This is a genomic window from Prevotellamassilia timonensis (genome assembly GCF_900106785.1).
In the GTDB taxonomy this organism is placed as follows: domain Bacteria; phylum Bacteroidota; class Bacteroidia; order Bacteroidales; family Bacteroidaceae; genus Alloprevotella; species Alloprevotella timonensis.
Genome location: NZ_LT629844.1, coordinates 187,228 through 213,429, shown reverse-complemented (window position 1 = coordinate 213,429; position 26,202 = coordinate 187,228). Strand labels below are relative to the sequence as shown.

Sequence of the window (26,202 nt, the reverse complement as noted above, 5' to 3'; positions counted from 1 at the left end):
TATCGTCTCAGAGTCCATTCGCCCTCTTTAAAAAAAGCGCGAAGTCCTTCGCGTATCGAGTGCCCTTATGCTTCAGTTCAAACTCCTTGTCAAGGTCAACACTTCTTGTTGTGCCATCCGGCATTGTCCAACGCCTTCTTCGTATGTGAAGTACCGCCTTCTTGTCTCGGGCTGGATAGTCAAGTAAACATGATTCTTCCCCAAAACCATTGCTCACGGAATCCTTCATGTCTGGTGTGCGATTGTCGCGCTCATCCAGATAGATGTGAAGCTCTGTTGTGTAAAGAACATCCTTGTCCAGAGTACGCTGTGTTGCAAAGTCTGTCACCTCGAAATATTTAAGAACTCCTTCGGGGAGGAAATATGAGGCGAGGCCCTCATACATATTTTTATTGCCATTCTGATTCATAGTGCAAAGGTACTACTTTTGGGCAATCATGTATCGTTTGGCAACTCAGTTTTTGGGTTAGCATCTGCACAGCCCTCCACAGGGTTTGTCGGGTGCGCCNNNTAGGCGCACCCGACAAACCCTGTGGAGTAGGCCGTGCAGATGCTAACCCAAAACTGTTGCTAAACGATACATGAAGAATGGTATGTCTATGACTCCTTTTACTTGTGCACGAAAGCATTTGATCTTTGAGTTCAACGATTCAGCTGAAGCGTTAGTCTTACGTCCGTCAAAGTAGTTCAGGATTTCATCCTCATAGAATCTGATGGTATCGCGTACGGACTTGATTTCACGCAGAGTGCAGGAAGCCACTTTCTCATACCACCCCTTGAAATTCTGTTTGGCAGTCTCCTTTGTGAGTTTCTTGTTTCTGAATATGGCTCTAAGGGAGTTGATCAGATTGTATGCTTCTTCAAGTTTTGGGTAGAGTGCGAAAAGTATCTTCGCACGCTTTTTCTGCGTTGCGCTCCACTTCTCTCGGCTCATGGACAATTGCTTGCGACATCGTGTCTGTGCCTCTACAAGAGTCTCGCCATTTTCAAGCCTTTTGGGTTCAAAGCGAGTGTTCAGCCTCATAGGCTTTCTTCCGCGCTTGCTCTTCTTCCAGTTCTTCCCATGCCTTTTCCTCATTCGCTCGCGGTAAGCCTTTCTCTGCGCTGCCAGATTTTCGAGGTATTTGCGAAACTCTGCCTTCTGTCTGTTCGCCTCCTTTACGGCTTTTCGTTTCAGGCGCAGGCGTATCTCTTCGCAGCCCTCTCCACCGCGTTTTACGACATGGAAGCAGTCACGTATGACTGTGGCTTTAGGGAATGCCTCTCGGGCTATGACACGCATGCAATCTGAGAGATCCATCGTGATATTCTCAACCATTTCACGCTTATCTGCAGGTAGTTGCATGAGAACCTTCAGTACGTCAGCAGGATTCGTTCCCTTGACTACTGCTATGATTGCACCCTTGCGACCATGGGCATCCTTGTTGTGAACGATAGTGTACAGTTCGCCCTGGAGGGAGGTCTCGTCTATGCCTTGCTCCTTACCTACGTTTTGCGGAATAAGAATCCACTTGGATGCGTGATCCTTCTGCTCCCACGTCTCGAAGTTACTCAGGGCGTCCTTGTATCTTTTGGCAAACGTGGAGCTGTTAATCATGTACGTATAACCAATCTGACGAGCGGTTATCGTCTCAGAGTCCATTCGCCCTCTTTAAAAAAAGCGCGAAGTCCTTCGCGTATCGAGTGCCCTTATGCTTCAGTTCAAACTCCTTGTCAAGGTCAACACTTCTTGTTGTGCCATCCGGCATTGTCCAACGCCTTCTTCGTATGTGAAGTACCGCCTTCTTGTCTCGGGCTGGATAGTCAAGTAAACATGATTCTTCCCCAAAACCATTGCTCACGGAATCCTTCATGTCTGGTGTGCGATTGTCGCGCTCATCCAGATAGATGTGAAGCTCTGTTGTGTAAAGAACATCCTTGTCCAGAGTACGCTGTGTTGCAAAGTCTGTCACCTCGAAATATTTAAGAACTCCTTCGGGGAGGAAATATGAGGCGAGGCCCTCATACATATTTTTATTGCCATTCTGATTCATAGTGCAAAGGTACTACTTTTGGGCAATCATGTATCGTTTGGCAACTCAGTTTTTGGGTTAGCATCTGCACAGCCCTCCACAGGGTTTGTCGGGTGCGCCGTTTTGTATTAAGGGTGGTTCTAAAAATTCTGTTTTTAGAGTTCTGCTATTCTGAAATGTGATTTGCACGCTCTCGAAAGCGTCTTTTTGAAAGTTTGTTCGGTCACATAGCCCGCTATACTCCCTCACAAACTTTCAAAAATACACTTCCGATAGCGCACAAATCCCTATTTCAGAATTATTAGAACCACCCTTAAGCTGGTGCTTAAAAAGGTTGTATCTGTAATAAATTGACTGCAATATTCGGCATTTTAATTGATATATGCAAGCATTTGCACGTTTTTCTAAGACACGATGTAATATTATGCAGCATTTTAGCAACACGCGGTTTTAACAGATTAACGGATTAACAGGCAGGTATGCCATACACTGCTTATCGTGTTAAGTCTGAATGGCAGAAAGCCTGAGAAGGCTATGCTAACTTACCCGTCAACCCGTTTACTTGTCAACTTGTTTACCAATTCTGCCAACATGTATATTACACACTATAACCCGCAATAATGCCGTCGGTAACGGCTGCGTTGCGGGCTATTTTATGTTTTAGAACACCTCAACCGGCCATACGCCACCCACAACGCTTGGTCAATCAGACTAAATGCGATATATTTGCATTACTAAGTAGGTGGAGCAGAGTTATTTTACACTGAAAACGCGCACCTACTTACATACCACCCACACAACATTTTGACAATTATGAAACTGAAAAAGACACTGCTGCTGACAGCCGCAATGGTTTTCACTTGCTCAACAACTGCCCTTGCAGATGACGGGCACACTTTTCCCGAAAAGGGGAAGGTGTATGTGATACACCGCAACAACGACAACAATTCGTACATCTACGAGAATGGCAGCGTACTCAACACTGCCCCAAAAACCAATACGAACAAACAATATTGGCAATTCGTTCCCACCGAAAAGGCAAACTGCTACTACATACAGAACGTGACGTCGAAGCGTTATGTACAAAGTTCGAAAACGCCAGGTGAGAGCCAACAAATCAAGGTAGGCAACACCCCCGTTGAGTTTGAAATAAAACCAAACACCAACGATGGGGCTGGCGCATTTAAGGGATTCTATTACCTGTGCAGCACCGACCAGACTATTGACAACACGGTGGACGGCACACTCGGACTCAACTATGCAGGCGGCCAAGGCAAGGTGGTAGCATACCACATTCGCTACAACCGCGGCAACTCCTATTGGGACATTCAAGAGTCTGCATACGACTACGAGGCACCGGCACCCATCGAACGCTCTGAATACTGCAAACGCCTGGGCATCTACGTACTGCCCTGTGGCGACAAAGGTGCGGCCTACCTCAAGAGTTTGAGCATTACCGGCGAGAATGGCAACGTAGCCAACGCCCTCAACTATACAGCCAGCGCACAGCCCGGCAACTATTACAACATGGTGCGCACCGACTCTGCCGAGGTAATAAAGGGCAAGACCTTCAACCTTAAATACGAGGCTGAGGGCATGACATCAGACTACACCGTAACAGCATACTTTGATTGGGACAAGGACGGTGTGTTTGAATCTAAACACGAGTTTCTTAACAACAAAAGCGGCTCTGCCGAAATTACCGTGCCTGCCGAGGCCGCCGAGGGCAAATCGCGCATGCGCATTCGCGTCAACGACAACGGCCTTGATGATGCCGACGACGATGTGAACGGTGCTACCTACGATTTCCAGATATTTGTAACAAACGACCCTACCGTCACCAAAGTGAACGATATCGTGGCCAACAACGGCACTGACGCAACGGCAAGCAGCGCGGCCTACGGCATTGACGGCCGCCGTGTCAACCCCAAAACACATAAGGGGGCTTACATTCAAAACCGACAGAAGAAGATTAAGTAACAACACCACTCCTATTATATACATATATTACAACATACTATGAGTTATACCAAGCAACTACTTCTGGGCAGTGCCGCCATGCTGGGCATGGGTATGCACGCACAGCAGGCGAGCAAGCCTAACATCATATTTATTCTTTGCGACGACATGGGTTATGGCGACTTGGCCTGCTATGGCCAGCCCTACATCTCGACTCCCAACATCGACCGCATGGCCAGCGAGGGTATGCGCTTTACACAAGCCTACGCCGGCAGTCCGGTGAGTGCCCCATCGCGCGCCACACTTATGACAGGCCAGCACACAGGACACACCCATGTGCGTGGCAACAAAGAGTATTGGAAAGGACGTCCCGCAGTGAAATACGGCGTGACCTCAGAACCAGACCGCGTAGGGCAGGAGCCTTACGACACGGCACACGTCATACTGCCCGAAATAATGAAAGCCAACGGCTACACCACAGGTATGTTTGGCAAATGGGCCGGCGGCTACGAAGGCTCGGTGTCTACCCCAAAGACACGTGGCATTGACGAGTACTATGGCTACATCTGCCAGTACATGGCGCACCGCTACTTCCCCAACTTCCTGAACCGTTACAGTCCACGCCGCGGCGATACCGACGTGGTGCGCATCACCATGGACGAGAATGTGAAGTACAGCGACGGCTGCACCAACCCCGACTATGAAAAGCGCAAGCAGTACTCGGGCGACATGATACATCAGGAGGCACTTGAATGGATTGACCATCAATCGGCCGACAAGCCTTTCTATGGTTTATTTACCTACACACTGCCCCACGCCGAGCTGTACCAGCCTAACGACTCGATACTGCAAGCCTATTACGGCAAGTTCTGCAACGACAAGACCTTTGCCGGCACTGACCGCTACCATGCCACCGTCAACACGCACGCCCAGTTTGCGGCCATGATTACACGCCTCGACGCCTATGTAGGCGAAATTCTCGACAAGCTCAAGGCCAAAGGGCTTGACAAGAACACCATTGTCATATTCTCATCAGACAATGGCCCGCACGAGGAGGGTGGCGGCGACCCCGACTTCTTTGGACGCGACGGCAAGCTGCAAGGCAAAAAGCGCTCATGCCATGAGGGCGGCATACGCATTCCGTTCATTGTGCGCTGGCCCGGCCATGTGCCAGCTGGCAAGGTGAACGACCACATAATGGCCTTTTACGACATCATGCCTACCTTCTGCGACCTCATCGGTCAGGACAACTACACCGAGCGTTTTGGCAACAAGCGCCTTGCCAACGACTACTTCGACGGCATTTCGTTTGCCCCCACCCTGTTAGGCGACGACGCCAAGCAGAAGGAGCACGACTTCCTGTATTGGGAGTTCCACGAAACCAACCAAATGGCTGTGCGCAAGGGCGACTGGAAACTCTATGTGGAGCGCGGCGACTGCAAGTTGTTCAACCTTGCCACCGATGTGCACGAGGATCACGACGTGGCTGCCCAACACCCCGACATCGTGAAAGAACTGGTACAAATCATCCATGAGCAGCACACCACCCCCGATGTGAATGAGTTTAACACTGTGACGCTGCCGCAATAAGCCGCTTACATACATTTAATTTGCAAAAAGCACTGAAGAGAAACAACATTCTCTTCAGTGCTTTTTTGTGCTTGAAGAAACGCAAGCACTAATGGGGGCGACGCGTCCCGCGTCGGGCATTAAGGAAAAGGCTCACAGACAGGCGTGTAATTAGTGCTGTTTGTGAGTCTTTATTATTAGTGTATGAGTCTTTGCCTTAATGCCCGACGCGGGACGCGTCGCCCCCATTAGAGGTAGCGTTTAGTGCTTGAGTTTGCTGCTTGCGTCCGATAGCATATTTACGTTTTGCCGGACAGCAATATATTACATATTATACTGATAGCGGCCCTTCTTATCAGCAAAGAAGTACGATCCTTGCGACGTAAACTTGATACGATACACGTCATAGCTACTTTCTCTTAACGCCTGCTTCAAGTTTTCGGGCACATTGCCGAGGAAACGATACCCTCCCTCGTAACACAACACAAGGCCATCATCTGTCAAGTGAGCTGCAAGCAAGCCCCCATACTCATCCATCTTTTCTTTTATAAAATCTTGTATGTCTGTTGATGAGGCACAAATGTGCTCTGTCGACACGATTATCCAATCTCCTTCGTCATTAAAGGTTATTGAAGTGACAACCTCTTTGTTCTCGTTATACTCCTTCATCTTTTCTTCCAATTCATCGGGCAGTCCCTTATATATCATGCCATTATTGCCGTACAATATCAGATAGCGCCCTTCTTCCGTCAGCTGTATATCATCTATATATTCACCTTTGTCGTGCAATTCATCAATAGACTCTGCAAGGTCTGAAGGTATGTTTTTATACGCATATGCGTTGCCTTGATTTAGTGCAATATCACCACCGTAGCTTGTTATCGCCACGTTGCGGCATGCCCCCCATTTACTTATTGTACGACGAATATATTCGCGGCTGCTTACTTCATCTGTGTTTGTTGATGCAGCAGGTCGCCGGCTACTCGTTGTAGTTGTACGCCTATACCTTGTGGGTGTAGATTTCTTAACGGGTGCCGCTTTCGTCACCGTTTTCCGTGCACGCGAAATAGTACTTTGCCCCGACATACACGCCGGTGCGAGTGTTATTAAAGCTGATAGTATTAAAGTTCTCAACATAAGGCTAAGGTTTTGTAAGGTTAGTAATTCTACTAAATAAGTTTTGCGTTTGGCTTACACATTCCCTCGTCAATACACGCAGATGGTAGCCAATCATCATAACATATTGCAAATATAGTGAAATTCCACCGACATCGCCACAAATTCCGCCACATTAAATTTGTAAAATACATTTGCCAAAATCAAGACAAGGGCTGACACTGGAGTATGTTGAAGCCATCAACCAGTATCAGCCCTTGCACTACCACACTGCGCCACCGCACAGCCTACTTATTCTGCAATTCGTCAATATTCACGATCTTATTAACGATGGCATAAATGGTGAGTCCCGCCACAGAGTGAATATTAAGCTTGCGCGCAATGTTTTTGCGATGCGTCAGCACCGTGTTGAGCGAAATAAAGAGTTGCTCGGCAATCTGTTTGTTTGACAGGCCGCACACCACACAATGCACAATTTCGCGTTCACGCTCAGACAGCGTATCCTCTGGGCGCTTTTTCTCCTCCTCGGCAGGTGCATCGTTTTGCTGCACGCCAACCTTCTCCTCCAATATCTCAACCGCTGGCACAAATATGTCGTCCTCCACCTGGCAGTGTATGCGCAAGTCCGTTTCGCAGGTAAAGATGTCGAACAGCACGTTGTTGAGCAATTCGGCCTGTTCGGTAGGCGCATAATACTTGATGATGATATTCTTGAGTTCCTGCAATTTCACATCAATGCTGTTGTGCCCACGCGCAAACTGCGATATGGAGTAGTCGCCCATGCGACGCCCCTGCAGCAGTTGCTCAACGTAGCCAAACACCTTGCGGTTCTCGTGCTGCATGTGCTTGCGCACCTCGCTCATATAATCGTCATAAAACTTGAGTATGAGGTACGACACCTCGCCCGGCTGCGAGCAGTCGAGTGCTTCGAGCAGTTTGCGGCGAATGGCCGGCAACTGAAAGTCGAGGAAATAAGAGTGGGCTTGTTTAAGATAACTGGTCAAGCAGGCCACCGACACATTCTCTATGCTGTCGGCCGCACCACGCGCACCACGGCGTATAAAGTTGGCCACAGACAGGAAGGTTAGCGTGTCAACGCCATGTGCCTCGCACACCTGCCGCACAGTTTGGTCGCCCACACCAAGCGGAATGCCAAAACGCGATATCATTTGCAGCAATGATGGCTCATCGCAAATCACATCGCACATGTGATCGGTTTCCTTATATCGATAGGAGTTATTGTATACCATCTTTTTTATTGTTAATGCTTGTTGTCACAAGCGGGGCAGCATCACCAATCGATGCCATGCCCACGCCCCATTCATTACACGCCTGCAAATTTACACATAACGCTGCGTACTGAAGTACCCATATTTGGGTATTTTGACGCTGCTATGGGTTAGAATAGTACAAATAGGCTTAACCACAGGGTACCTATTTTTGCTATATCGGGGTGATTGTACCCACTTTCAGCACACCGTAACTTTGCACTCGAAAAATTAAATAACGAATGTAATGAAACATTTACAAGAGAAATTGCTCCTCGGCGCACTGCTCTTGACGTTGGCAGGCGCAGCCCCATTGGCTGCCGGCACCGGCCGCACGGTCAGCCAACCAGTCGACGGCGTAACCTGCGCCACACCGCCCGCCCAACCGGTCAAAAAGAAAGAGAAGACCAAGAAGCAGAAAAAGGGCAAGAGCAAAAAGAATAAAGGCAACAAGCAGAACGGCCAAGCTGCCACAAGCAAGCAGAAGGCCGCCTGACACCCCCATAACAGGCCCGCGGGCAACGCATCGATGTGGACACAGCGCACAGTCTGGCATGACTTGGCGTTATCACACACAACACCTTGACCAACTCATCACGCACACTACGACTGGAGATTGGGAAATACAAGGCTACACACCAAAGCCAGCTGCCAGGTGATCACACTTTGCACCCATTCATTCTTTATTCACACTTTAGCCCCTGTTGCCCGCGCCTGTTTTTTTGAAACATACACATTCATAGAGGTTGCAGGAAAATGCCCGACGCGAGACGCGTCGCCCCCATTAGAACGCAATTCCCTGGCATAACAGTTCTTCCCATGGCTTCGATTAACAGGTTAACAAGTAAGTGTGCCATACACTACTTATTATATTAATGTCAGAATGGCAAGGAGTTGAACAGACTGGGCAAACATACCCGTTAACTCTCGTCAACCCGTCAACTCGTCAACCAATCTCACCAACGCATAATATAACACAATAGAATAAAGAATGAAAACTAAATTAGCCATGCTCACCCTTGCTGCCCTGGCAGCAGCCAACGCCCAGGCCGACAACGAGGTTGCTCCCGTCAAGGCCGACAGCGTGATGATGGTGAGCCAATCACAAACCAAGACCAAGAAACTCAAGGCCGTCAGTGCCGACGATGACTACCAAAAGCTGCGCTTTGGCGGCTACGGCGAAATGGTGGCAGCCTTCAAGGACTACGGCATCAACCGTTTCCGCGGCAGCAGCACAGGCAACAAAAAGGACCACCGCAACACCATTGCCATTCCGCGTTTTGTGTTTGCACTCGACTACAAATTCTCACCCCGCTGGACCCTCGGCACCGAGATAGAGTTCGAATCGGGCGGTGTGGGCACAGCCTACGAACTTGAGAACTCTGAGAATGGCGAATACGAAACCGAGGTTGAAAAGGGTGGCGAGGTAGCCCTCGAGCAGTTCCACATCACCTACAAAGCCTTCGACTGGTTGCACGTGCGTGCGGGTCACCTCATTCTGCCCATTGGCCTGACCAACGAGCACCACGAGCCCATCAACTTTTTCGGCACCACACGCCCTGAGGGCGAAACAACCCTCATACCCTCAACCTGGCACGAGAATGGTCTTGAGCTCTTCGGCTCATTTGGCCAAGGCTATGCCAACTTCGACTACCAGGCCATTGTGTCGGCCGGCCTCAACGCCTGCGGTTTCGACCGCAACAACTGGGTGCAGGGCGGCAAGCAAGGCATATTTGAGGAAGACAACTTTACCTCACCCGCCTACACCCTCCGCCTCAACTACAATGGTGTGCCGGGCCTGCGCGTGGGCGCATCGTTTTACTACTGCGCCAACACGACTGCCAACTCCGACAAACTGGTAGAATACAGTTTCCGTGCCCCGCTGCGCATCTACACCGTCGATGCACAATACAAAAACAGTGTGGTCACAGCGCGTGCCAACTTTATGTGGGGCAGCCTTACCAACTCCGACCGCGTGAGCTCTGTCAACACCAAGCTGTCCAACCAGTCGCCCTACACCCGCGTGGTGCCCGTGGCACACAAGGCTGTGAGCTATGGTGCTGAGGTGGGACTCAACCTGGCAGGCATTTTCCGCGGTGCCAACGTGCCGGCCATCTACCCCTTTGCACGCTACGACTACTACAACCCGCAGAAACAATGCGAGGGTCTGTACATTGAGGACCACCGCTGCGAGGTGAGCAAATGGACAGCCGGTGTCAACTGGTATGCACTGCCCAACCTCGTAATAAAAGCCGACTACTCAACCCGCCAGATTGGCACCAGCAAGATGTTTGGCAAGGGCAAGTATAACAGCGAGAACGAGTTCTCTATCGGCGTGGCCTACGTGGGCTGGTTCACCAAGCGATAAGCCTGCCGGCAAACTTACTTGTCAAACCGTTTACTAATTTCCCCAATACGTAACACAAACAAAATACAATATACTACACAAACAATGAAAAAGACAATTCTTTTCGGCTCACTGTTAGCCGTAGCCGCTTGCGGCATCACATCATGCAGCGATGACCCCGACCCCTTCGGAGGCGACGCTGTCAAACTCGAGTACAACGAAGGCAACGCCAGACAGTGGGGCAACTACATGGCACACACAGCACTGCTGCTGAAGAATGATGCCGAAACGCTCTACAACCAATGGGCCACACAGTACACCAAGCACGAGAATGGCCAGGACGTGGCACAAGGCGGTTCGTACGCCACCTTCTTCAAAAACCACGATGCACGCACTGGCTATGGCGATGTAGACAACTGCATTCAGGAGATGGTTGAAAAGATGGGTGAAATTGCCAACGAGGTTGGCTCGGCCAAGATTGGCGACCCCTACCAAAAGTGGAAGGACGGCGATGAGGACAATGCCGTGTTGGCCGTTGAGTCGTGGTACAGTTGGCACTCACGCGACGACTATACCAACAACATCAACTCTGTGCGCAACGCCTACTATGGCACACGCGATGTGTACACTGCCGACTCGGTAGCCCCCAACTCACTGGCTCACGCCATGTCGGTGGCCAACCCCGCCCTCGACCGCAAGGTGCGCGACTGCATCTGGAAGGCTAAAGATGCCATTCAGGCCATTGTGCAGCCCTTCCGCAGCCACATCGGTTCTGACCAGACAGTTGTTGCCATGGAGGCTTGCGAGAAGTTGCAGAAAATTCTTGGCGAAATCGAAACTGACGAGGAACAGAAGGGAGGCGAGGCCACTAACCTGAAGGACGAGGCCATCAAACTTGACGATGCCACAAAGCAGGCTATCATCAACAACTTTGTCGACAACATCGTAGTGCCCACCTACCGCGAATTGGCTGAAAAGAATGCCGCCCTCTACAACACCGTGCTCGCATTCCAGGCCAACCCCAGCAACGACGGATTTGAGGCTTGCGCCAAGGCTTGGCTTGCTGCTCGCCAACCGTGGGAAACAAGTGAGGCTTTCCTCTTTGGCCCGGTTGACGAACTCGGTCTCGACCCCAACATGGACTCATGGCCTCTCGATGCTGAAGGTATCAAGAATATCCTGAAGTCTGAAAAGTGGGCAGACATCACCCAGAAGGGTGACGACGGCAATGTAACTGAGTCTGCACAAAACGTGCGTGGTTTCCACACTCTCGAGTTCCTCATCTTCAAAGATGGTAAGGCACGCACCGTGAAATAAACAACGCGCACCACGCGCAATACGCATTACGCACAGGAGTAAAGGTTTGGTAAAAAGCCTTTACTCCTTCTGTGCACTATAAATAAATCGGTTTATCATGACAAAAAATATCATAGGTTTATCGTTGATAATGAGCGGATTGCTGTCGCTATCGGCCTGCACCGACGACGATGGCATTGATGTGGCCGACATCAAGGTGCCCGAAGGGTATGCCTTGTCGGCCGACATATCAACGATATTCAAAAACTCGTCTACCGCCTACGACATTGAGGCCGACTGGGTGGCTGGCAAATACATGTCGCGCTTCAACGCTGGCAACACGCTCTACGACAACGCCATACCGAGCGGCAAGGACAACGCCGCCGGCGGCCTCGGCCCGCTGTATGCCGGATTTTCGTGCCGCAGCTGCCACATGACCACCGGCCGCACCGCACCATCAACTTGGACCAACTACGATGTGTCGAAAGCCGACGCCGATGGCTTTGTACAGGTGTCGGGCGGCACTGGCTTCACCTCTGGCCTGATATACATCACGCGCAAAAACGGCTCCTTCTTCCCCGACTACGGACGTGTGCTGCACGACCAGTGCGTGCAAGGCACCTACACCGACAAGGACGGCAAGAAAATTGAGATGAAGGCCGAGGGCAAGCTCAAGGTGAAATGGCACATGCAGCAGTTTGCCTTTCCCGATGGCGAAACATACGAACTGGCCTACCCCGAATACCGCATCAGCGAGTGGTACACCAACGGCATGAAAAACTATGGCCAGCCCATAGCCGATGCCGTCAAGCCCGAGGACCTCATCATTTCGGTGCGCCAGCCGCTGCGCCATGTGGGCATGGGCCCCATGATGGCGCTCGACCCGGTGGAGATTGAGGCACTTGCTGCCAAGAGCAACTATCCCGAATACGGCATCAGCGGACGTTGCAACTATGTGACTGAGAAGGGCGTGACGGGCGTTGGTCTGTCGGGCAATAAGGCGCAGCACCTCGACCTCACAGTAGAGCTCGGCTTTTCGAGCGACATGGGTGCCACCAACAGCCGCTTCCCCGAGGAGGTGTGCGAAGGACAAATGCAACAAATTTACGGCAGCATGATGGGCCTGTGCTACTCTAACCGCCTCGATGTGACGACTGAGGCTATGGAGAATGTCGACCTGTACATGCAGTGCCTCGGTGTGCCGGCACGACGCCTGGGCAGCACCACACAGATGGTGCAGTACGGCGACAAGATGATTACCGAGCGCGAGATGGTGAGCATTGGCGAGCAAAACTTCTACAAGGCCAAATGCCACTTGTGCCACGTGACCACGCTGCACACTAAGAAGACGGGTTCGACGCTGCTCAACGGCACCCACATACCATGGCTCGGCGGACTGACCATTCACCCCTACTCCGACTACCTGCTGCACGACATGGGCTCTGAAATAATGGGCGTGGGCCTCAACGACAACTATTGCAGCGGACTGGCCCGCGGCAACGAGTGGCGCACCACACCGCTCTGGGGCATTGGCTTGCAACGCAAGGTGGACGGCCACACTTACTTTATGCACGACGGCCGCGCACGCAACTTTGTCGAGGCCATCATGTGGCACGGCGGCGAGGGCGAAGCGTCAAAGAATCTGTTTAAGAAAATGCAAAAGAAGGACCGCGACGCGCTCGTCAAATTCCTCGAATCATTATAAAACCAAACACTGCTATTCACTCATGAAACATTACATACTCAGCCTCGCTGCCATGGCAGCCGGCACACTTACAGCATCAGCTAACAACACTACCCCTGCAAGCACCGACTCGGTGGCGGTGAGCACCGAACAAACTGCCAACGAACATCACGACGGGCCACGCATGAAGTATGCGCCCATCGACCTCGACACCGACAATGGCGTGGTGTCACTGGCTGGCAGCAAGGGCTTTACCATACAAACCAAAAAGGGCGACTTTGTGTTCAAGCCCTACATGTTGGTACAAACCAGTGCCAACTTTAACTGGTACGACGATGAGGGACTTGACAAGGCTTACAACCAGGACAATGTTGAGAACTCGGGCTTTGCCATTCCCAATGCCATATTGGGCTTTACGGGCCGTGCTTTCAACAAAATATCGTTCAACCTCTCGCTCAACGCTGCCAAGTCGGGCGGCAACCTGCTGCAGCAGGCATGGTTCGACGTGAAATTCAACACACCGCTGCAACTGCGCGTGGGTAAATTCAAGACACCTTTCTCACACGCCTACCTCACTACGCTTGGCGAGACGCTCTTTCCGCAGCTCCCCACATCGCTCACCACTGCCACCATCATGCCCCACGTGCTTAACGCCGTTACGCCGAGCATGAGCACTGGCTTCGACCTCGGTGTCGAACTACACGGTGTGGTCAACAACAAGTTTGGCTACGAGGTGGGACTGTTCAACGGCACGGGTTCGGCTGTGAACACGGCTAACAAAACCATCAGCGACGATTGGCACATTCCCTCATTGCTCTATGCCGGACGCCTCACCTACATGCCTTGGGGCGTGATGCCGTCAACCCAGGGTAACCCCAACCTACTCAACGACCGCAAAATGCTCATCGGACTGTCAGGCTCAATGAATGTGGAAAGTGAGAACGAAAGCACCAACGATGCACGCATGGGATTGGAGTTTGCCTTGCTCTACAACCGCTGGTACTTTGCCGGTGAGGCTTACTGGATGAATGTGGGCTTTACCAAACGTCAGAAAATCAACGAGCACTACAACTACCTTGGCGGTTATGTGCAGGGCGGCTACTTTGTGGCACCGCGCTTGCAGGTGGCTGCACGCTACGACTTTATGAACCGCAACAGCACGGGCAAGGACGGTTTCCTCAACATGCCGGCCGTGGGACTTAACTACTTCTTCAAGGGTTGCAACCTCAAGCTGCAGGCCATGTACCAGTACACTGGTCGCAAGGGACACGACACACAGCTTGACCGCGACAACGACAACCTGGGCCTGGCCACTCACTCGGCCACCGTACAGTTGCAGTACTACTTCTAAAAAATTATCACTGCTACAAATGAAACGTATTATATATATAATGTGTATGGCCCTGTCGAGCCTGACGCTTTGCACCGCGTGCGACGACGGACGCATACCCGAAAAGGTGCGCGACATAACCGAAAAGGGACGTGTGGCCACTCTCGATGCCGACATTACCGGCACTGGCTCATGGGCCAAAGGCTACACCGTGGCCCTGGCGGGATTTACCGACGATGGCACGTATGCCGAAATATCGAAGGACATCAAGCCCGACGCCAATGGTCATGTCAATCTGATACTGCCGGGCATACCCGACGAGGTGACCAAACTCGAGGTGTGTGTGATTAACAGCATTCGCAAACGTGTGGTGACGCTGTACACCACCACTGCTGCCGACAATGGCGACACCATTCGCATCAAACCCGATGCGACCATCAATGCCGGCATGTTGGCGGCCATTCAGACCAGCTTGTTCGACAAGCAGTGCGCCCACTGCCACTCGGGCAGCGCTTGGGCGGCATCACTCAACCTTAACGATGGCAAGAGTTATGCGCAGCTGGTCAATGTGGCTTCGACCAAGGTACAGGGCAAAATGCGTGTGCAGCCGGGCCAAGCCGACGCCAGTGTGCTCTACGAGGCGCTTGCCACCAACATGAGCAGTCCCGACGAAGGTAACTGGAAGCACGACCACTCCAACATCATGGTAACCGACCGCACCGGCCTGCAACTGCTGAAGGACTGGATTGACAGCGGCGCCAAGGAGTAAAGCCCGCGGGCAGTAATGCCTCCTGTGCTGACAAGTGCAGACACAGTGCAAAAAGTGCAGATGTGCAGACAAATACGCCACGTTTTATGTGGCTATTTGTCTGCACTCTGCACTTTTTGTATGCACCGCGCTGATATGCAGCCAGTGATACTATGAAAAAGCGCAAGCACTAATGGGGGCGACGCGTCTCGCGTCGGGGAAATATACTGCTTTTATTTAGTAGAGTCTGTATTCTTTTCTTTCATTATCCCGACGCGAGACGCGTCGCCCCCATTAGAGCTTGCGTTGGGTGGTAGCGTTTAGTGGTAGCATTTGATTGTAGCTCTTGATGCTTGAAGAAACGCAAGCACTAATGGGGGCGACGCGTCTCGCGTCGGGGCATTTTTCAGCAGCTTCGTCTCGCGGGATATACAAAATTATTGCTGTCCGTAAAACACCATTAGGGAGTGACAAGAGCACGAACCAAAGTCCAAGTCATTTTACATCGGACGTAGTAAGCACGTTGAACGAACGTAGTAAGATAACCTTCTGCACGTTTCACACAACATCATGGACTGTTTTTAGAGAAATAATCGGTTGGCTTCATCAGACACACTCCCCTTTCGCGTAGTTGCAACGCGTTAATATAAGGCTGTGCCTCAAAAACGATATCGAAACTTTTGCCTAACTTTGCAGCCGTGAATAAGGAATATGTTTTTTGCAAGGGCGCACACACAAAGGTGGCGTCCTTACTGCTGGTTGCCATAAGTGCCGCAACCAGCACCTATGCCAGCAATACGGGGGCCAACAGTGCCGACAGCACCGATGCCCCAACGGCACGCTTTGACTACAGTCTGTCGGCCATTACCGAAGGACAATGGAACATGACCACCGGACGCGGTGCATGGGCCAACCGCCTTGATGCCTCGCTGGGCATCAGGCTGTGGAGGGGGGCACGCCTCGAAGCTGGCATTCTGAGCACGTGGCAACCTACCGACTACATTGCCGAGGTGTGTCAGGACTTTTCAAACATCAACGCGCCAAACCGTCCGTTGCGGTTGGTGCATTTCGGACTTCAGCAGCATTTTATTGACAACAAGTTAGGAGTGTTTGTCGGTCTGCGACAGGCCGACGAGGACTATTTCAACACCCCGATGGCCGGGCTGTCAACGGGTGCTTCGTGTGGTTGTGTGCCCACGGTGAACGACAATTTTCACATCAACGTGTTTCCGCTCACCGCATTAGGTTTGCACATTACCTACACCCCCACCCCTCAATGGCTTGTGCAAACCACCCTGTATAATGGCAACGCCTACGACACGCTCGACCGCTCATTCCGCTTCAGGCCACATGCCGACGGCATAATCAACCTGGGCTCGGTAAGCTACACCCGTGAGGGTGCGCACGCCGATGACTTCAGTGCCACCTACCTTGTGGGCTGGAACTTTGGCAATCATTACCGCGAGGGCACGCAGCACCGCCACTCGCAGGTGGGCTTTTGGGCCACGGTGGAGCAGCCCCTGGCCAAAGTGGGACGCGTGGGGTTGGCGGCAGCGGCCACAGTGTCGCACCAATTTAAGGACCCCGAAGTGGCCGTGGGCTATTGGAACGGTACACTGGCGGCCAACAACCTTACACGCCGTGGCGGCACGCTGGCCCTGGTGCTGAACCGTGCCTACTACAACGATGCACGCGAAACCGACACCGAGCTGACCTTTGCCATGCCGCTCGGACAGTACTTCACACTGCAGCCCGCCATTCACCATTATTCTACCAGCGGACACAAGCAATGGCTCGGACAACTGCGCGTGACGGTGAGCCTGTAACACGCATACCCAAACATGGTGATTTTGTCCCCGAAACGCCATCGGGACAAGGATAGCTGCACCTTTTTTAGTACCTTTGCACGTAGAATAAAGAATAACAAACAGTATGACTAACGTACAGCAAAGGTCGGCCATAAAGTTGGAGAACGCATTGGCCGAAATTTCAAAGTTTGAAGTTGAAAACGGCGTGACGGAATTTCACGTCATGATACACGCCACACGTCCCGAACAAACATTTCAGGAGCAGCTTGACGCAGTGCTCAACACGTATTATAATTTGCTCGAAACGGAGTTAAAAGGTGCCTCATCGGTTATCAAACGCTACTTTTTGAGCGATGCCGCCAACCAGTATGAAACCTTGATAGCCTCGGTGCCCGAAGCACCGGCTTGTGCCTGCTCGGTAATAGAGCAAGCACCGCTCAACGGCACCAAGGTGGCACTGTGGGCTTATTTGCAAACGGGCATTGGCTGCGGCACCTTCAGCAATGGGTTGTACCGTGTGCAGCATGGTGCTTATACCCACTTATGGGGAGGCAGCGCCGTGGCTCAGGCACCAGACTCTGAGGAGCAGACAAGCCTGTTGCTCAAAGACTATGTGGTGCAACTGCTGGCCAATGGCGGCCACCTGGCAGAGAACTGTGTGCGCACATGGTTCTTTGTGCAGAATGTTGATGTGAACTATGCTGGTGTGGTGAAAGCACGCAACGAGGAGTTTTACACACAGAACCTTACGAGCAAGACGCATTTTATTTCGAGCACGGGCATCAACGGCCGCAATGCCAACCCCGATGCGCTGGTGCAGCTTGACACGTATGCAGTGCTCGGCATCAAGCCCGAACAGATGCAGTACTTGTATGCGCCCACTCACCTTAACCCTACCTACGAGTATGGGGTGAGCTTTGAGCGCGGCACACGCATGGATTATGGCGACCGCCGCCAGGTGTTCATTTCGGGCACGGCAAGTATCGACAACAAGGGCAACATTCTGTACCCTGGCAACATTCGCAAGCAAACCGAACGTATGTGGGAGAATGTGGAGGCACTGCTCAATGAGGCCGAATGCGGATTTGAAGATGTGGGGCACATGATAGTGTACTTGCGCGACACGGCCGATTATGCCGTGGTGAACCAAATGTTTGAGGAGCGCTTTCCCGATGTGCCCAAAGTGATTGTGCACGCACCAGTGTGCCGTCCGGGTTGGCTCATCGAAATGGAGTGTATGGCCACCAAGGCCGTTATTAACACCGAATTTGAGAATTTATGATACATGCTTGCTATGGCCTTGCCCCGCAATAGACGCAAAGCTGTAGCAAATATCTTTTATGCACCAGACGCTACCTCTAATGGGGGCGACGCGTCCCGCGTCGGTTTTTCAGCAGCCTCGGGACGCGTTGCCCCCATTTATATGTTTGCGTTACTTATAAAAAGATACCGACCATTATGAAACGCATATTCATCATACTTTACACCTTAATGCTCATTGTGCTGGGTGCTGCCACTCTGGTTGAGGACAGCAAAGGCACGAGTTTTGCCACCGACTACATATATGGCGCCCCGTGGTTTATTGCCCTGTGGGGGGTGCTGGCAGCCGGCATGGTGGCAGCCATTGTCAAGTGGCAACTGTGGCACCGGTTCTCGGTCATGATGCTCCACCTGTCGTTTGTGGTGATATTGACGGGGGCATTCACCACTTTCGTCACCTCTAAAAAGGGAGTGGTGCATTTGGTGAACAGTGTGCCTGTACACACATTTCAGAGCGAGGACATGAGCCAGAGCTATCCACTGCCATTCACACTGGTGCTCGACAGTTTCAGCGTGCAACACTACCCTGGCACCATGGCTGCCGCCAACTATACCAGTGCCGTGAGCATTACCCCCGACACGGGCGAAACGGTGCACGCCGACATATCGATGAACAACATTGTGAAGCACAGCGGCTACCGCTTTTACCAATCGTCGTACGACGAGGACGGACAGGGCAGCTGGCTCAGCGTGAACTACGACCCTTATGGCACGGGCATCACCTATCTGGGCTATCTGCTGCTTGTGGTGTCAATGCTCATGGTGGTGGCCGACCGCCGCGAGGAGGTGCGACGCCTGCTCAGTCACCCGCTGCTGCGCAAGGGCGGCCTGCTGATGCTTGGCATAATGCTTGGCACCATGCCGGCCTTGGCCAACCGCACGCTGCCGGCCTTTAACCGCGCCAAGGCCGACTCGCTGGCCGTGAAGCAGGTGGTGTACAACGACCGCGTGGCACCCTTCAACACGCTGGCACGCGACTTTGTGCTGAAACTCTACGGCAGTGCTTCGTACCATGACTTGACGCCCGAACAGGTGGTGAGCGGCTGGCTACTGCGCCCCGATGTGTGGCAAAACGAGCCTATGATATTGGTTAAAAACGCCGAGCTGCGCCGCATTCTGCATCTCGACACGAAATATGCACGGCTGACCGACCTGTTCGACAACAATGGCTACATTCTGCAACGCTACTGGCACGGCGACCAAGTTGCCACGCCCAACGACCCGCTGCAAAAGGCCATTGCCGAGGTGGACGAGAAACTGGGCCTTGTCATGATGCTGCAAAAGGGCACGCTCATCACGCCGCTGCCCAAGGACGGCAGTGTGCAACCGCTCTCGTCCACTCGCGTCAAGGCGGAGCTGCTTTACAACCGTGTGCCTTTTGCCAAGGTGCTGTTTATGGTGTGTCTCACACTGGGGCTGGTGGCATTTGGCCGCCTGGTTTACCGCAATTTGTCTGGCCGTCCGGCGCTCAAGCATGAGCACGCGGTGTGGAGCGGTTTGCTTTATGCCGTCACCCTTGCGCTGCTGTTTGCCTTTGGGTTGCGCTGGTATGTGGCCGGCCATGTGCCCATGAGCAATGGGTTTGAAACCATGCAGTTCATGGCACTTGCCACACTGGTAGTGTCGTGTCTTACCCACCGCCGTTTTGGGGTGATGCTGCCTTTCGGCCTCATTCTGTCGGGCTTTGCCCTGTTGGTATCGTTCCTGGGACAGAGCAACCCGCAGGTCACCAACCTCATGCCGGTGCTGGCGTCGCCGTGGCTCAGTCTGCACGTGTCGGTGGTCATGATGGGGTATGCGCTGCTGGCCTTTACGATGCTCACGGGCATCATGGGGCTTTGCCTGCCGCGCCAGGCCACACAACTCATGCTGCTTGGGCGGTTGCTGCTCTACCCCGCCGTGTTCTGTCTGGGCATAGGCATATTTCTTGGTGCCGTGTGGGCCAACCAGTCGTGGGGCGCTTACTGGAGCTGGGACCCCAAGGAAACGTGGGCGCTCATTACTTTTATGACTTACGCCATTGCCTTTCACAACCACTCATTGCCTTGGCTCAGTAAGCCGCGCCACTTTCACTGGTTCTGCACCCTGGCTTTCCTGACCGTGCTGATGACTTACTTCGGCGTAAACTTTGTACTGGGGGGAATGCATTCTTATGCTGGATAAGTAGCGAGGGGTGCGCGCTATGGCCGCTGACGCGGATAACAGAAGAATAAAATGGCTGACGCCGTAGTGTTACAAGTTGTAACGCTACGGCGTCAGCTCATTTGCACATCTGCATATTTCCGCACATCTGCATATTATTGTTGTCCGGTAAAACATAAACATGAAACAGACTCAAGCACCAAACGCTACCTCTAATGGGGGCGACGCGTCCCGCGTCGGAAATTAAGGCAAAGGCTCACAAACAGCCATGTAATTAGTGCTGTCTGTAAGCCTTTAGTTAGTGTATGAACATTGAATTTTCCCGACGCGGGACGCGTCGCCCCCATTAGAGGTAGCGTTTGGTGCTTGAGTCCGTTCGCATGTTTATGTTTTACCGGACAACAATATTTGCACATCAGTGCAGCATCACTGGTCCTCCTCGGTGCGCTCCATGATGCTGGCTGCCAGGCAGTCGGCGGTATGTATAATCATAACCAGAGGATAGAGGGAGTGCGCGGTGTCGTAGTTGCGCTGGTCCTCGTAAGAGTTCATGTTCACACCCCACGGGCCCATGTGCCAACGTATGGCCAGCATTTCGGCATCGGTCAGCTCAAGACCGCTACAAAGGAGCAGCACCAACGACTTCTCGCCGTGTCCCATCGGAAAATTCTTGTAGCTCACATTGTAACCCGGCACGTCCTCGTACACACCCATGGCATTGCGCTTGCGCTTGGTGGTAGGCTGGTAGATGTCGGTTTTGCACACATCGTGCAACAAACTGGCCAAGATGACGCTGTCGCGCGGCACCTCACGCTCGAGGGTGGGTTCGAGCTGTTTCATGCCCTCCCACACCTTGAGGGCTGCCTTGCAGGTGTTGAGTGAGTGCAACACCAGTCCGCCCTTGACATTGAGGTGGTGTCCGGCCGATGCGGGCGCATCGAAAAAGCCCCATTCCTCAAGGTCGTTAATCACATCGTCAATGCCGTCGCGCTTGCAACTGCGCAACAGGTCCAAAAACTCTTGTTTGTAAACGGTTATGTCTATGTCCATAAATATTATATTTGTGTTCTATTGAATTGTTCACTCATACCATTTCTTTATCTGTAAAAGTCGCTTGCGCCGAGCTTGGTATTGAGAACAAGATGCAGATGAGATACGACAAGGCTGCATAAAAGCAGACATTGAACAAGGTTGCAACTACCGCCTCCCACCATATTTGCCCCCGAAGCATAAACAGTTCGGGGAGCATCAACAAGAAGGTCATCGCCGCAAATACAATGGAATTGATGCCTTTGTGGTTGTGAATATTTGGCATGTTAGAATGAGGTATTGAACACCGAGGGAGAATTAATGTCCTGCAAAGAGCAGCACGCTCTGTAATACTTGGCATCTTTATGGTTACCAAAGACAAAATTACCGAAATCTTTCGTATTATTGACGACTTCCGTCAATAATATGACAAGCAGGCATTCAATATGAGTTCTTCTTACCATGTCCAGTCTCAGCCGATATGCCTCGCCCCATTGCTCGCCCCATAAATTTAGGCCCCATCGCCCGCGTAAAGGTTTAGCTTATATTATCGACGAAATACAGAAGCATTTAGCTAGTTGAGCTGCAACCATCACACTGCGGCATGGACTCACTTTACAACTTTATAAAAAATTAATAATCGGCATAAGTGGTTCAATTTCGTGCATAAGTGGCAAGATAACGGGTATACATTACATTTTAGTATTGAAGCACCTTTGTTTTGAGGGTATTGCGAATTGTACACACTTGCGAGACGAAGGTTTTCTTTTTAACTTTGCATTACAATATGTCAAAGAAAAGAGAACATTGTTTATACTCACTAACACACACATGATATGAAGTTTTTACACAAACTATTAGTATTCGCGTTGCTGTTTGTTGGCGTCATTACGCAAGCATCAGCCGAAGCTTTTACTGTGAATGGTGTGGTTTACCGCATTACAAACACAGGCGTAGCTGTAAATAATCTGGCTGCTGACAACAACCTGAATGGTATTGTCTATGTGCCCGAGGAGGTACAGTACGGCTCAACCACCTACAAAGTTACGGGCATTGATTACTTGGGGAATAAAGACATCAAAGAGATTTCGCTTCCTGGCACCATCAAAAAGATAGCCGATCGGACATTCATGAACTGCAATAACCTGCAGACAGTCAAGCTTGGTGAAGGCATCAGCTATGTAAGTGAAGAAATGTTCTACAACTGCACAGCCCTCAAGTATGTTTCATTGCCAAACTCATTGCAAAACATTGGCCGCCATGCTTTTGGTGTTTGCAAAAGCCTCAAAGCATTACAACTACCCAAAGCACTTGACAGTTTGGGAGATGGTGCGTTTTCTGGCTGCGAATCTCTTTCAAATATTGAACTACCTGAGTCCTTACAAACTATTGGCACTCTCTGCTTTTATGGTTGCTATAAATTAAGCACAATCAAAGTCAACCCAGCTAATACATATTTAGCAACAGACGGCAAAGCCATTTTCAATAAAGACAAAACTGTATTGTACACTGCCATACCTGTTACGAGTTACAACGTTCCCTCAACAGTGCGTGAATTGAGAGATCATGCCTTTAGCGAGCAAGAAAGCATGACATCAATAACCCTACCCGAAGGACTTGTAAATATTAGTTCTTCCGCATTTCGTTATTGTAGCAAGTTAGAGCATTTGGTTATTCCGTCAACCGTTGACAGCATTGGCGACGAAGCCTTTTATGGTTGCTCTGCACTCCAACAGATAAATATTCCGCAAGGCATTAAAAGTCTGGCTTATGAGGTATTGGCATACACTGGCATCAAGACATTAGACATTCCATCCTCAGTAAACTACATTGGCGAGAAGGCTTTTCGTAATTGTGAGTCCTTGCAATCAATCAAATTGCCCGAAGGACTTACCTTATTAAATGATGAACTGTTTGATGGGTGCAAGCAACTTTCTGACATACAGATACCCTCAACCGTTACGACGATTAAAAAAGCTGCTTTCAATGACTGCAAAGCCTTAAAGACTATCACATTGCCAGCATCACTCAACACATTTGAAATTCCGTCGAATAATGATATTAGCATTTTTTCAGGCTGTAGTGCCTTAAAATCTATTTTGGTTGAAGCAAACAACAAGTATTTCGAATCAGATGGCACTGCCTTGTATAATAAGGCAAAGGACACTTTAATATGCTTTCCTGGCGGCGTAACAAGCTTTGTTGTTCCGCAATCAGTCAAGACTATCGGTGTAAAAGCTTTCTGCAACTGCGACAGTCTGCAAAACATTATGTTTGAAGACGGTGTCTCTGACCTTGTTATAGGAGAATATGCCTTCAAATATTGTAAGAATATTAACAAGTTGGTTATTACATCAGGCATTAAAGAAGCAAAATACGAGGCCTTTTATAAAGCCCACATCAAAAAGTTGGTTATAACTACAACCCACCCCAAAAGTTTCTATGAATACTATTTGCTGAAGGACAATTCTATCGAAACAATATATGCACCAGTCTCTGACCTCAGTATAATAAGGAAATTGACATCGAGCACTTTAATACCACTTAACGCCATCTATGTGCCATCTGACATCACAATAGGCTCACGTTCAATCGTGTTCAAACTCATAAAGAACGAAGAACTCTCAGGACTTGACGACCTGCCTGCCAACACATACCCTTGCGTTAAAATTGGTAATACAGAAATTGAAGCAGATGAGAACGGACGCTACGTGCACGCAGGACTCGATCCCGGACAAGCATTTACATTTACCATCTCTGCCAAAAACAGTTTGGGGAATATGGTGGGTAGCGCATATTCATTTACAAAGAGAACTGCCAACTATTTCAAATCATTTACGCTCAACTCTGGTCAGACATACGTTGCAAGTTCTGACATTAGACTCAATGTTGACCCCGAAATGGAGCAACCGGACGTATGCCGATTTGTGTATGGACCTTCTTACACGAAATCATGGCGCACCCGACAAACCCTGTGGAGTAGGCCGTGCAGATGCTAACCCAAAACTGTTGCTAAACGATACATGAAGAATGGTATGTCTATGACTCCTTTTACTTGTGCACGAAAGCATTTGATCTTTGAGTTCAACGATTCAGCTGAAGCGTTAGTCTTACGTCCGTCAAAGTAGTTCAGGATTTCATCCTCATAGAATCTGATGGTATCGCGTACGGACTTGATTTCACGCAGAGTGCAGGAAGCCACTTTCTCATACCACCCCTTGAAATTCTGTTTGGCAGTCTCCTTTGTGAGTTTCTTGTTTCTGAATATGGCTCTAAGGGAGTTGATCAGATTGTATGCTTCTTCAAGTTTTGGGTAGAGTGCGAAAAGTATCTTCGCACGCTTTTTCTGCGTTGCGCTCCACTTCTCTCGGCTCATGGACAATTGCTTGCGACATCGTGTCTGTGCCTCTACAAGAGTCTCGCCATTTTCAAGCCTTTTGGGTTCAAAGCGAGTGTTCAGCCTCATAGGCTTTCTTCCGCGCTTGCTCTTCTTCCAGTTCTTCCCATGCCTTTTCCTCATTCGCTCGCGGTAAGCCTTTCTCTGCGCTGCCAGATTTTCGAGGTATTTGCGAAACTCTGCCTTCTGTCTGTTCGCCTCCTTTACGGCTTTTCGTTTCAGGCGCAGGCGTATCTCTTCGCAGCCCTCTCCACCGCGTTTTACGACATGGAAGCAGTCACGTATGACTGTGGCTTTAGGGAATGCCTCTCGGGCTATGACACGCATGCAATCTGAGAGATCCATCGTGATATTCTCAACCATTTCACGCTTATCTGCAGGTAGTTGCATGAGAACCTTCAGTACGTCAGCAGGATTCGTTCCCTTGACTACTGCTATGATTGCACCCTTGCGACCATGGGCATCCTTGTTGTGAACGATAGTGTACAGTTCGCCCTGGAGGGAGGTCTCGTCTATGCCTTGCTCCTTACCTACGTTTTGCGGAATAAGAATCCACTTGGATGCGTGATCCTTCTGCTCCCACGTCTCGAAGTTACTCAGGGCGTCCTTGTATCTTTTGGCAAACGTGGAGCTGTTAATCATGTACGTATAACCAATCTGACGAGCGGTTATCGTCTCAGAGTCCATTCGCCCTCTTTAAAAAAAGCGCGAAGTCCTTCGCGTATCGAGTGCCCTTATGCTTCAGTTCAAACTCCTTGTCAAGGTCAACACTTCTTGTTGTGCCATCCGGCATTGTCCAACGCCTTCTTCGTATGTGAAGTACCGCCTTCTTGTCTCGGGCTGGATAGTCAAGTAAACATGATTCTTCCCCAAAACCATTGCTCACGGAATCCTTCATGTCTGGTGTGCGATTGTCGCGCTCATCCAGATAGATGTGAAGCTCTGTTGTGTAAAGAACATCCTTGTCCAGAGTACGCTGTGTTGCAAAGTCTGTCACCTCGAAATATTTAAGAACTCCTTCGGGGAGGAAATATGAGGCGAGGCCCTCATACATATTTTTATTGCCATTCTGATTCATAGTGCAAAGGTACTACTTTTGGGCAATCATGTATCGTTTGGCAACTCAGTTTTTGGGTTAGCATCTGCACAGCCCTCCACAGGGTTTGTCGGGTGCGCC

Annotated in this window: 21 protein-coding genes; 12 read left to right on the top strand and 9 right to left on the bottom strand. The window is 50.7% G+C overall.

The window, feature by feature from the left end; all coding sequences use genetic code 11:
• Nucleotides 1–7: 7 nt before the first annotated feature.
• From BQ5453_RS06400 to BQ5453_RS06390, 3 genes are all read right to left on the bottom strand, one after another.
• Entirely contained in the window at nucleotides 8–385 is a 378-nt protein-coding gene (locus BQ5453_RS06400) for an ISAon1 family transposase N-terminal region protein (RefSeq protein WP_143033257.1), read from the bottom strand.
• 168 nt (nucleotides 386–553) lie between these two features.
• Nucleotides 554–1,597 carry a transposase gene (locus tag BQ5453_RS06395; protein WP_074027632.1) on the bottom strand — a complete coding sequence of 348 codons (1,044 nt, stop codon included), beginning with the start codon at nucleotides 1,595–1,597 and terminating at the stop codon, nucleotides 554–556.
• A gap of 34 nt (nucleotides 1,598–1,631) precedes the next feature.
• Nucleotides 1,632–2,009 carry an ISAon1 family transposase N-terminal region protein gene (locus BQ5453_RS06390; protein WP_143033257.1) on the bottom strand — a complete coding sequence of 126 codons (378 nt, stop codon included), beginning with the start codon at nucleotides 2,007–2,009 and terminating at the stop codon, nucleotides 1,632–1,634.
• A gap of 816 nt (nucleotides 2,010–2,825) precedes the next feature.
• Between BQ5453_RS06390 and BQ5453_RS06385 the strand changes: the two genes are divergently transcribed.
• Nucleotides 2,826–3,992 (top strand): GEVED domain-containing protein, encoded by a 1,167-nt coding sequence (locus BQ5453_RS06385; RefSeq protein WP_071122570.1) that lies wholly within the window; start codon nucleotides 2,826–2,828, stop codon nucleotides 3,990–3,992.
• Between the two features lie 39 nt (nucleotides 3,993–4,031).
• A complete protein-coding gene (locus tag BQ5453_RS06380; protein ID WP_071122569.1) occupies nucleotides 4,032–5,561 on the top strand; it encodes an arylsulfatase in 1,530 nt (509 codons plus the stop codon).
• Between the two features lie 303 nt (nucleotides 5,562–5,864).
• Here BQ5453_RS06380 and BQ5453_RS06375 read toward each other — a convergent pair whose 3' ends face one another.
• On the bottom strand, nucleotides 5,865–6,428 hold the full coding sequence (locus BQ5453_RS06375) for a hypothetical protein (protein ID WP_071122568.1): 564 nt from the start codon (nucleotides 6,426–6,428) through the stop codon (nucleotides 5,865–5,867).
• 515 nt (nucleotides 6,429–6,943) lie between these two features.
• A complete protein-coding gene (locus BQ5453_RS06370; RefSeq protein WP_071122567.1) occupies nucleotides 6,944–7,906 on the bottom strand; it encodes a helix-turn-helix transcriptional regulator in 963 nt (320 codons plus the stop codon).
• A gap of 265 nt (nucleotides 7,907–8,171) precedes the next feature.
• On the opposite strand from BQ5453_RS06370, the gene BQ5453_RS06365 reads away from it, so the two are divergent.
• The 9 genes from BQ5453_RS06365 (at nucleotide 8,172) to BQ5453_RS06325 (ending at nucleotide 20,620) form a co-directional block, all read left to right on the top strand.
• Nucleotides 8,172–8,420 carry a hypothetical protein gene (locus tag BQ5453_RS06365; RefSeq protein ID WP_071122566.1) on the top strand — a complete coding sequence of 83 codons (249 nt, stop codon included), beginning with the start codon at nucleotides 8,172–8,174 and terminating at the stop codon, nucleotides 8,418–8,420.
• Nucleotides 8,421–8,915: 495 nt separating this feature from the next.
• A complete protein-coding gene (locus BQ5453_RS06360; RefSeq protein ID WP_022101327.1) occupies nucleotides 8,916–10,292 on the top strand; it encodes a porin in 1,377 nt (458 codons plus the stop codon).
• Between the two features lie 84 nt (nucleotides 10,293–10,376).
• Entirely contained in the window at nucleotides 10,377–11,588 is a 1,212-nt protein-coding gene (locus tag BQ5453_RS06355) for an imelysin family protein (RefSeq protein WP_071122565.1), read from the top strand.
• Nucleotides 11,589–11,685: 97 nt separating this feature from the next.
• The gene (locus BQ5453_RS06350) at nucleotides 11,686–13,272 is read left to right on the top strand and encodes a di-heme oxidoredictase family protein (RefSeq protein WP_071122564.1); all 1,587 of its coding nucleotides are present in this window, start codon (nucleotides 11,686–11,688) and stop codon (nucleotides 13,270–13,272) included.
• Between the two features lie 163 nt (nucleotides 13,273–13,435).
• On the top strand, nucleotides 13,436–14,602 hold the full coding sequence (locus BQ5453_RS06345) for a porin (protein ID WP_071122905.1): 1,167 nt from the start codon (nucleotides 13,436–13,438) through the stop codon (nucleotides 14,600–14,602).
• Nucleotides 14,603–14,621: 19 nt separating this feature from the next.
• Nucleotides 14,622–15,350 carry a hypothetical protein gene (locus BQ5453_RS06340; protein WP_071122563.1) on the top strand — a complete coding sequence of 243 codons (729 nt, stop codon included), beginning with the start codon at nucleotides 14,622–14,624 and terminating at the stop codon, nucleotides 15,348–15,350.
• Between the two features lie 659 nt (nucleotides 15,351–16,009).
• Nucleotides 16,010–17,155 (top strand): carbohydrate porin, encoded by a 1,146-nt coding sequence (locus tag BQ5453_RS06335; protein WP_071122562.1) that lies wholly within the window; start codon nucleotides 16,010–16,012, stop codon nucleotides 17,153–17,155.
• 106 nt (nucleotides 17,156–17,261) lie between these two features.
• On the top strand, nucleotides 17,262–18,419 hold the full coding sequence (locus BQ5453_RS06330; RefSeq protein ID WP_071122561.1) for a Rid family hydrolase: 1,158 nt from the start codon (nucleotides 17,262–17,264) through the stop codon (nucleotides 18,417–18,419).
• A gap of 176 nt (nucleotides 18,420–18,595) precedes the next feature.
• Nucleotides 18,596–20,620 (top strand): cytochrome c biogenesis protein CcsA, encoded by a 2,025-nt coding sequence (locus BQ5453_RS06325; RefSeq protein WP_071122560.1) that lies wholly within the window; start codon nucleotides 18,596–18,598, stop codon nucleotides 20,618–20,620.
• A gap of 405 nt (nucleotides 20,621–21,025) precedes the next feature.
• Here BQ5453_RS06325 and BQ5453_RS06320 read toward each other — a convergent pair whose 3' ends face one another.
• Both BQ5453_RS06320 and BQ5453_RS14380 read right to left on the bottom strand, forming a co-directional pair.
• Nucleotides 21,026–21,649, bottom strand: coding sequence for an HD family phosphohydrolase (locus BQ5453_RS06320; RefSeq protein ID WP_071122559.1), 624 nt, complete (start codon nucleotides 21,647–21,649; stop codon nucleotides 21,026–21,028).
• Nucleotides 21,650–21,683: 34 nt separating this feature from the next.
• Nucleotides 21,684–21,914, bottom strand: coding sequence for a hypothetical protein (locus BQ5453_RS14380; protein WP_071122558.1), 231 nt, complete (start codon nucleotides 21,912–21,914; stop codon nucleotides 21,684–21,686).
• Nucleotides 21,915–22,464: 550 nt separating this feature from the next.
• Between BQ5453_RS14380 and BQ5453_RS06310 the strand changes: the two genes are divergently transcribed.
• On the top strand, nucleotides 22,465–24,627 hold the full coding sequence (locus BQ5453_RS06310; protein ID WP_083361137.1) for a leucine-rich repeat domain-containing protein: 2,163 nt from the start codon (nucleotides 22,465–22,467) through the stop codon (nucleotides 24,625–24,627).
• On the opposite strand, the gene BQ5453_RS06305 is transcribed toward BQ5453_RS06310, so the two are convergent.
• Together BQ5453_RS06305 and BQ5453_RS06300 are read right to left on the bottom strand one after the other, a co-directional pair.
• Nucleotides 24,624–25,667, bottom strand: coding sequence for a transposase (locus tag BQ5453_RS06305; RefSeq protein ID WP_074027632.1), 1,044 nt, complete (start codon nucleotides 25,665–25,667; stop codon nucleotides 24,624–24,626). The two genes, BQ5453_RS06310 and BQ5453_RS06305, sit on opposite strands and share 4 nt — an antisense overlap.
• A 34-nt stretch (nucleotides 25,668–25,701) precedes the next feature.
• Nucleotides 25,702–26,079 carry an ISAon1 family transposase N-terminal region protein gene (locus BQ5453_RS06300; RefSeq protein WP_143033257.1) on the bottom strand — a complete coding sequence of 126 codons (378 nt, stop codon included), beginning with the start codon at nucleotides 26,077–26,079 and terminating at the stop codon, nucleotides 25,702–25,704.
• Nucleotides 26,080–26,202: the final 123 nt, after the last annotated feature.

Bases quoted from the DNA above. Each gene is read 5' to 3' on its own strand.
- BQ5453_RS06325 (WP_071122560.1), top strand. From the start codon at position 18,596: ATGAAACGCATATTCATCATACTTTACACCTTAATGCTCATTGTGCTG.
- BQ5453_RS06345 (WP_071122905.1), top strand. From the start codon at position 13,436: ATGAAGTATGCGCCCATCGACCTCGACACCGACAATGGCGTGGTGTCA.
- BQ5453_RS06360 (WP_022101327.1), top strand. From the start codon at position 8,916: ATGAAAACTAAATTAGCCATGCTCACCCTTGCTGCCCTGGCAGCAGCC.
- BQ5453_RS06300 (WP_143033257.1), bottom strand. From the start codon at position 26,079: ATGTATGAGGGCCTCGCCTCATATTTCCTCCCCGAAGGAGTTCTTAAA.
- BQ5453_RS06385 (WP_071122570.1), top strand. From the start codon at position 2,826: ATGAAACTGAAAAAGACACTGCTGCTGACAGCCGCAATGGTTTTCACT.
- BQ5453_RS06380 (WP_071122569.1), top strand. From the start codon at position 4,032: ATGAGTTATACCAAGCAACTACTTCTGGGCAGTGCCGCCATGCTGGGC.
- BQ5453_RS06400 (WP_143033257.1), bottom strand. From the start codon at position 385: ATGTATGAGGGCCTCGCCTCATATTTCCTCCCCGAAGGAGTTCTTAAA.
- BQ5453_RS06350 (WP_071122564.1), top strand. From the start codon at position 11,686: ATGACAAAAAATATCATAGGTTTATCGTTGATAATGAGCGGATTGCTG.
- BQ5453_RS06370 (WP_071122567.1), bottom strand. From the start codon at position 7,906: ATGGTATACAATAACTCCTATCGATATAAGGAAACCGATCACATGTGC.
- BQ5453_RS06305 (WP_074027632.1), bottom strand. From the start codon at position 25,667: ATGATTAACAGCTCCACGTTTGCCAAAAGATACAAGGACGCCCTGAGT.
- BQ5453_RS06330 (WP_071122561.1), top strand. From the start codon at position 17,262: ATGACTAACGTACAGCAAAGGTCGGCCATAAAGTTGGAGAACGCATTG.
- BQ5453_RS06395 (WP_074027632.1), bottom strand. From the start codon at position 1,597: ATGATTAACAGCTCCACGTTTGCCAAAAGATACAAGGACGCCCTGAGT.
- BQ5453_RS06355 (WP_071122565.1), top strand. From the start codon at position 10,377: ATGAAAAAGACAATTCTTTTCGGCTCACTGTTAGCCGTAGCCGCTTGC.
- BQ5453_RS06365 (WP_071122566.1), top strand. From the start codon at position 8,172: ATGAAACATTTACAAGAGAAATTGCTCCTCGGCGCACTGCTCTTGACG.
- BQ5453_RS14380 (WP_071122558.1), bottom strand. From the start codon at position 21,914: ATGCCAAATATTCACAACCACAAAGGCATCAATTCCATTGTATTTGCG.
- BQ5453_RS06390 (WP_143033257.1), bottom strand. From the start codon at position 2,009: ATGTATGAGGGCCTCGCCTCATATTTCCTCCCCGAAGGAGTTCTTAAA.
- BQ5453_RS06320 (WP_071122559.1), bottom strand. From the start codon at position 21,649: ATGGACATAGACATAACCGTTTACAAACAAGAGTTTTTGGACCTGTTG.
- BQ5453_RS06310 (WP_083361137.1), top strand. From the start codon at position 22,465: ATGAAGTTTTTACACAAACTATTAGTATTCGCGTTGCTGTTTGTTGGC.
- BQ5453_RS06340 (WP_071122563.1), top strand. From the start codon at position 14,622: ATGAAACGTATTATATATATAATGTGTATGGCCCTGTCGAGCCTGACG.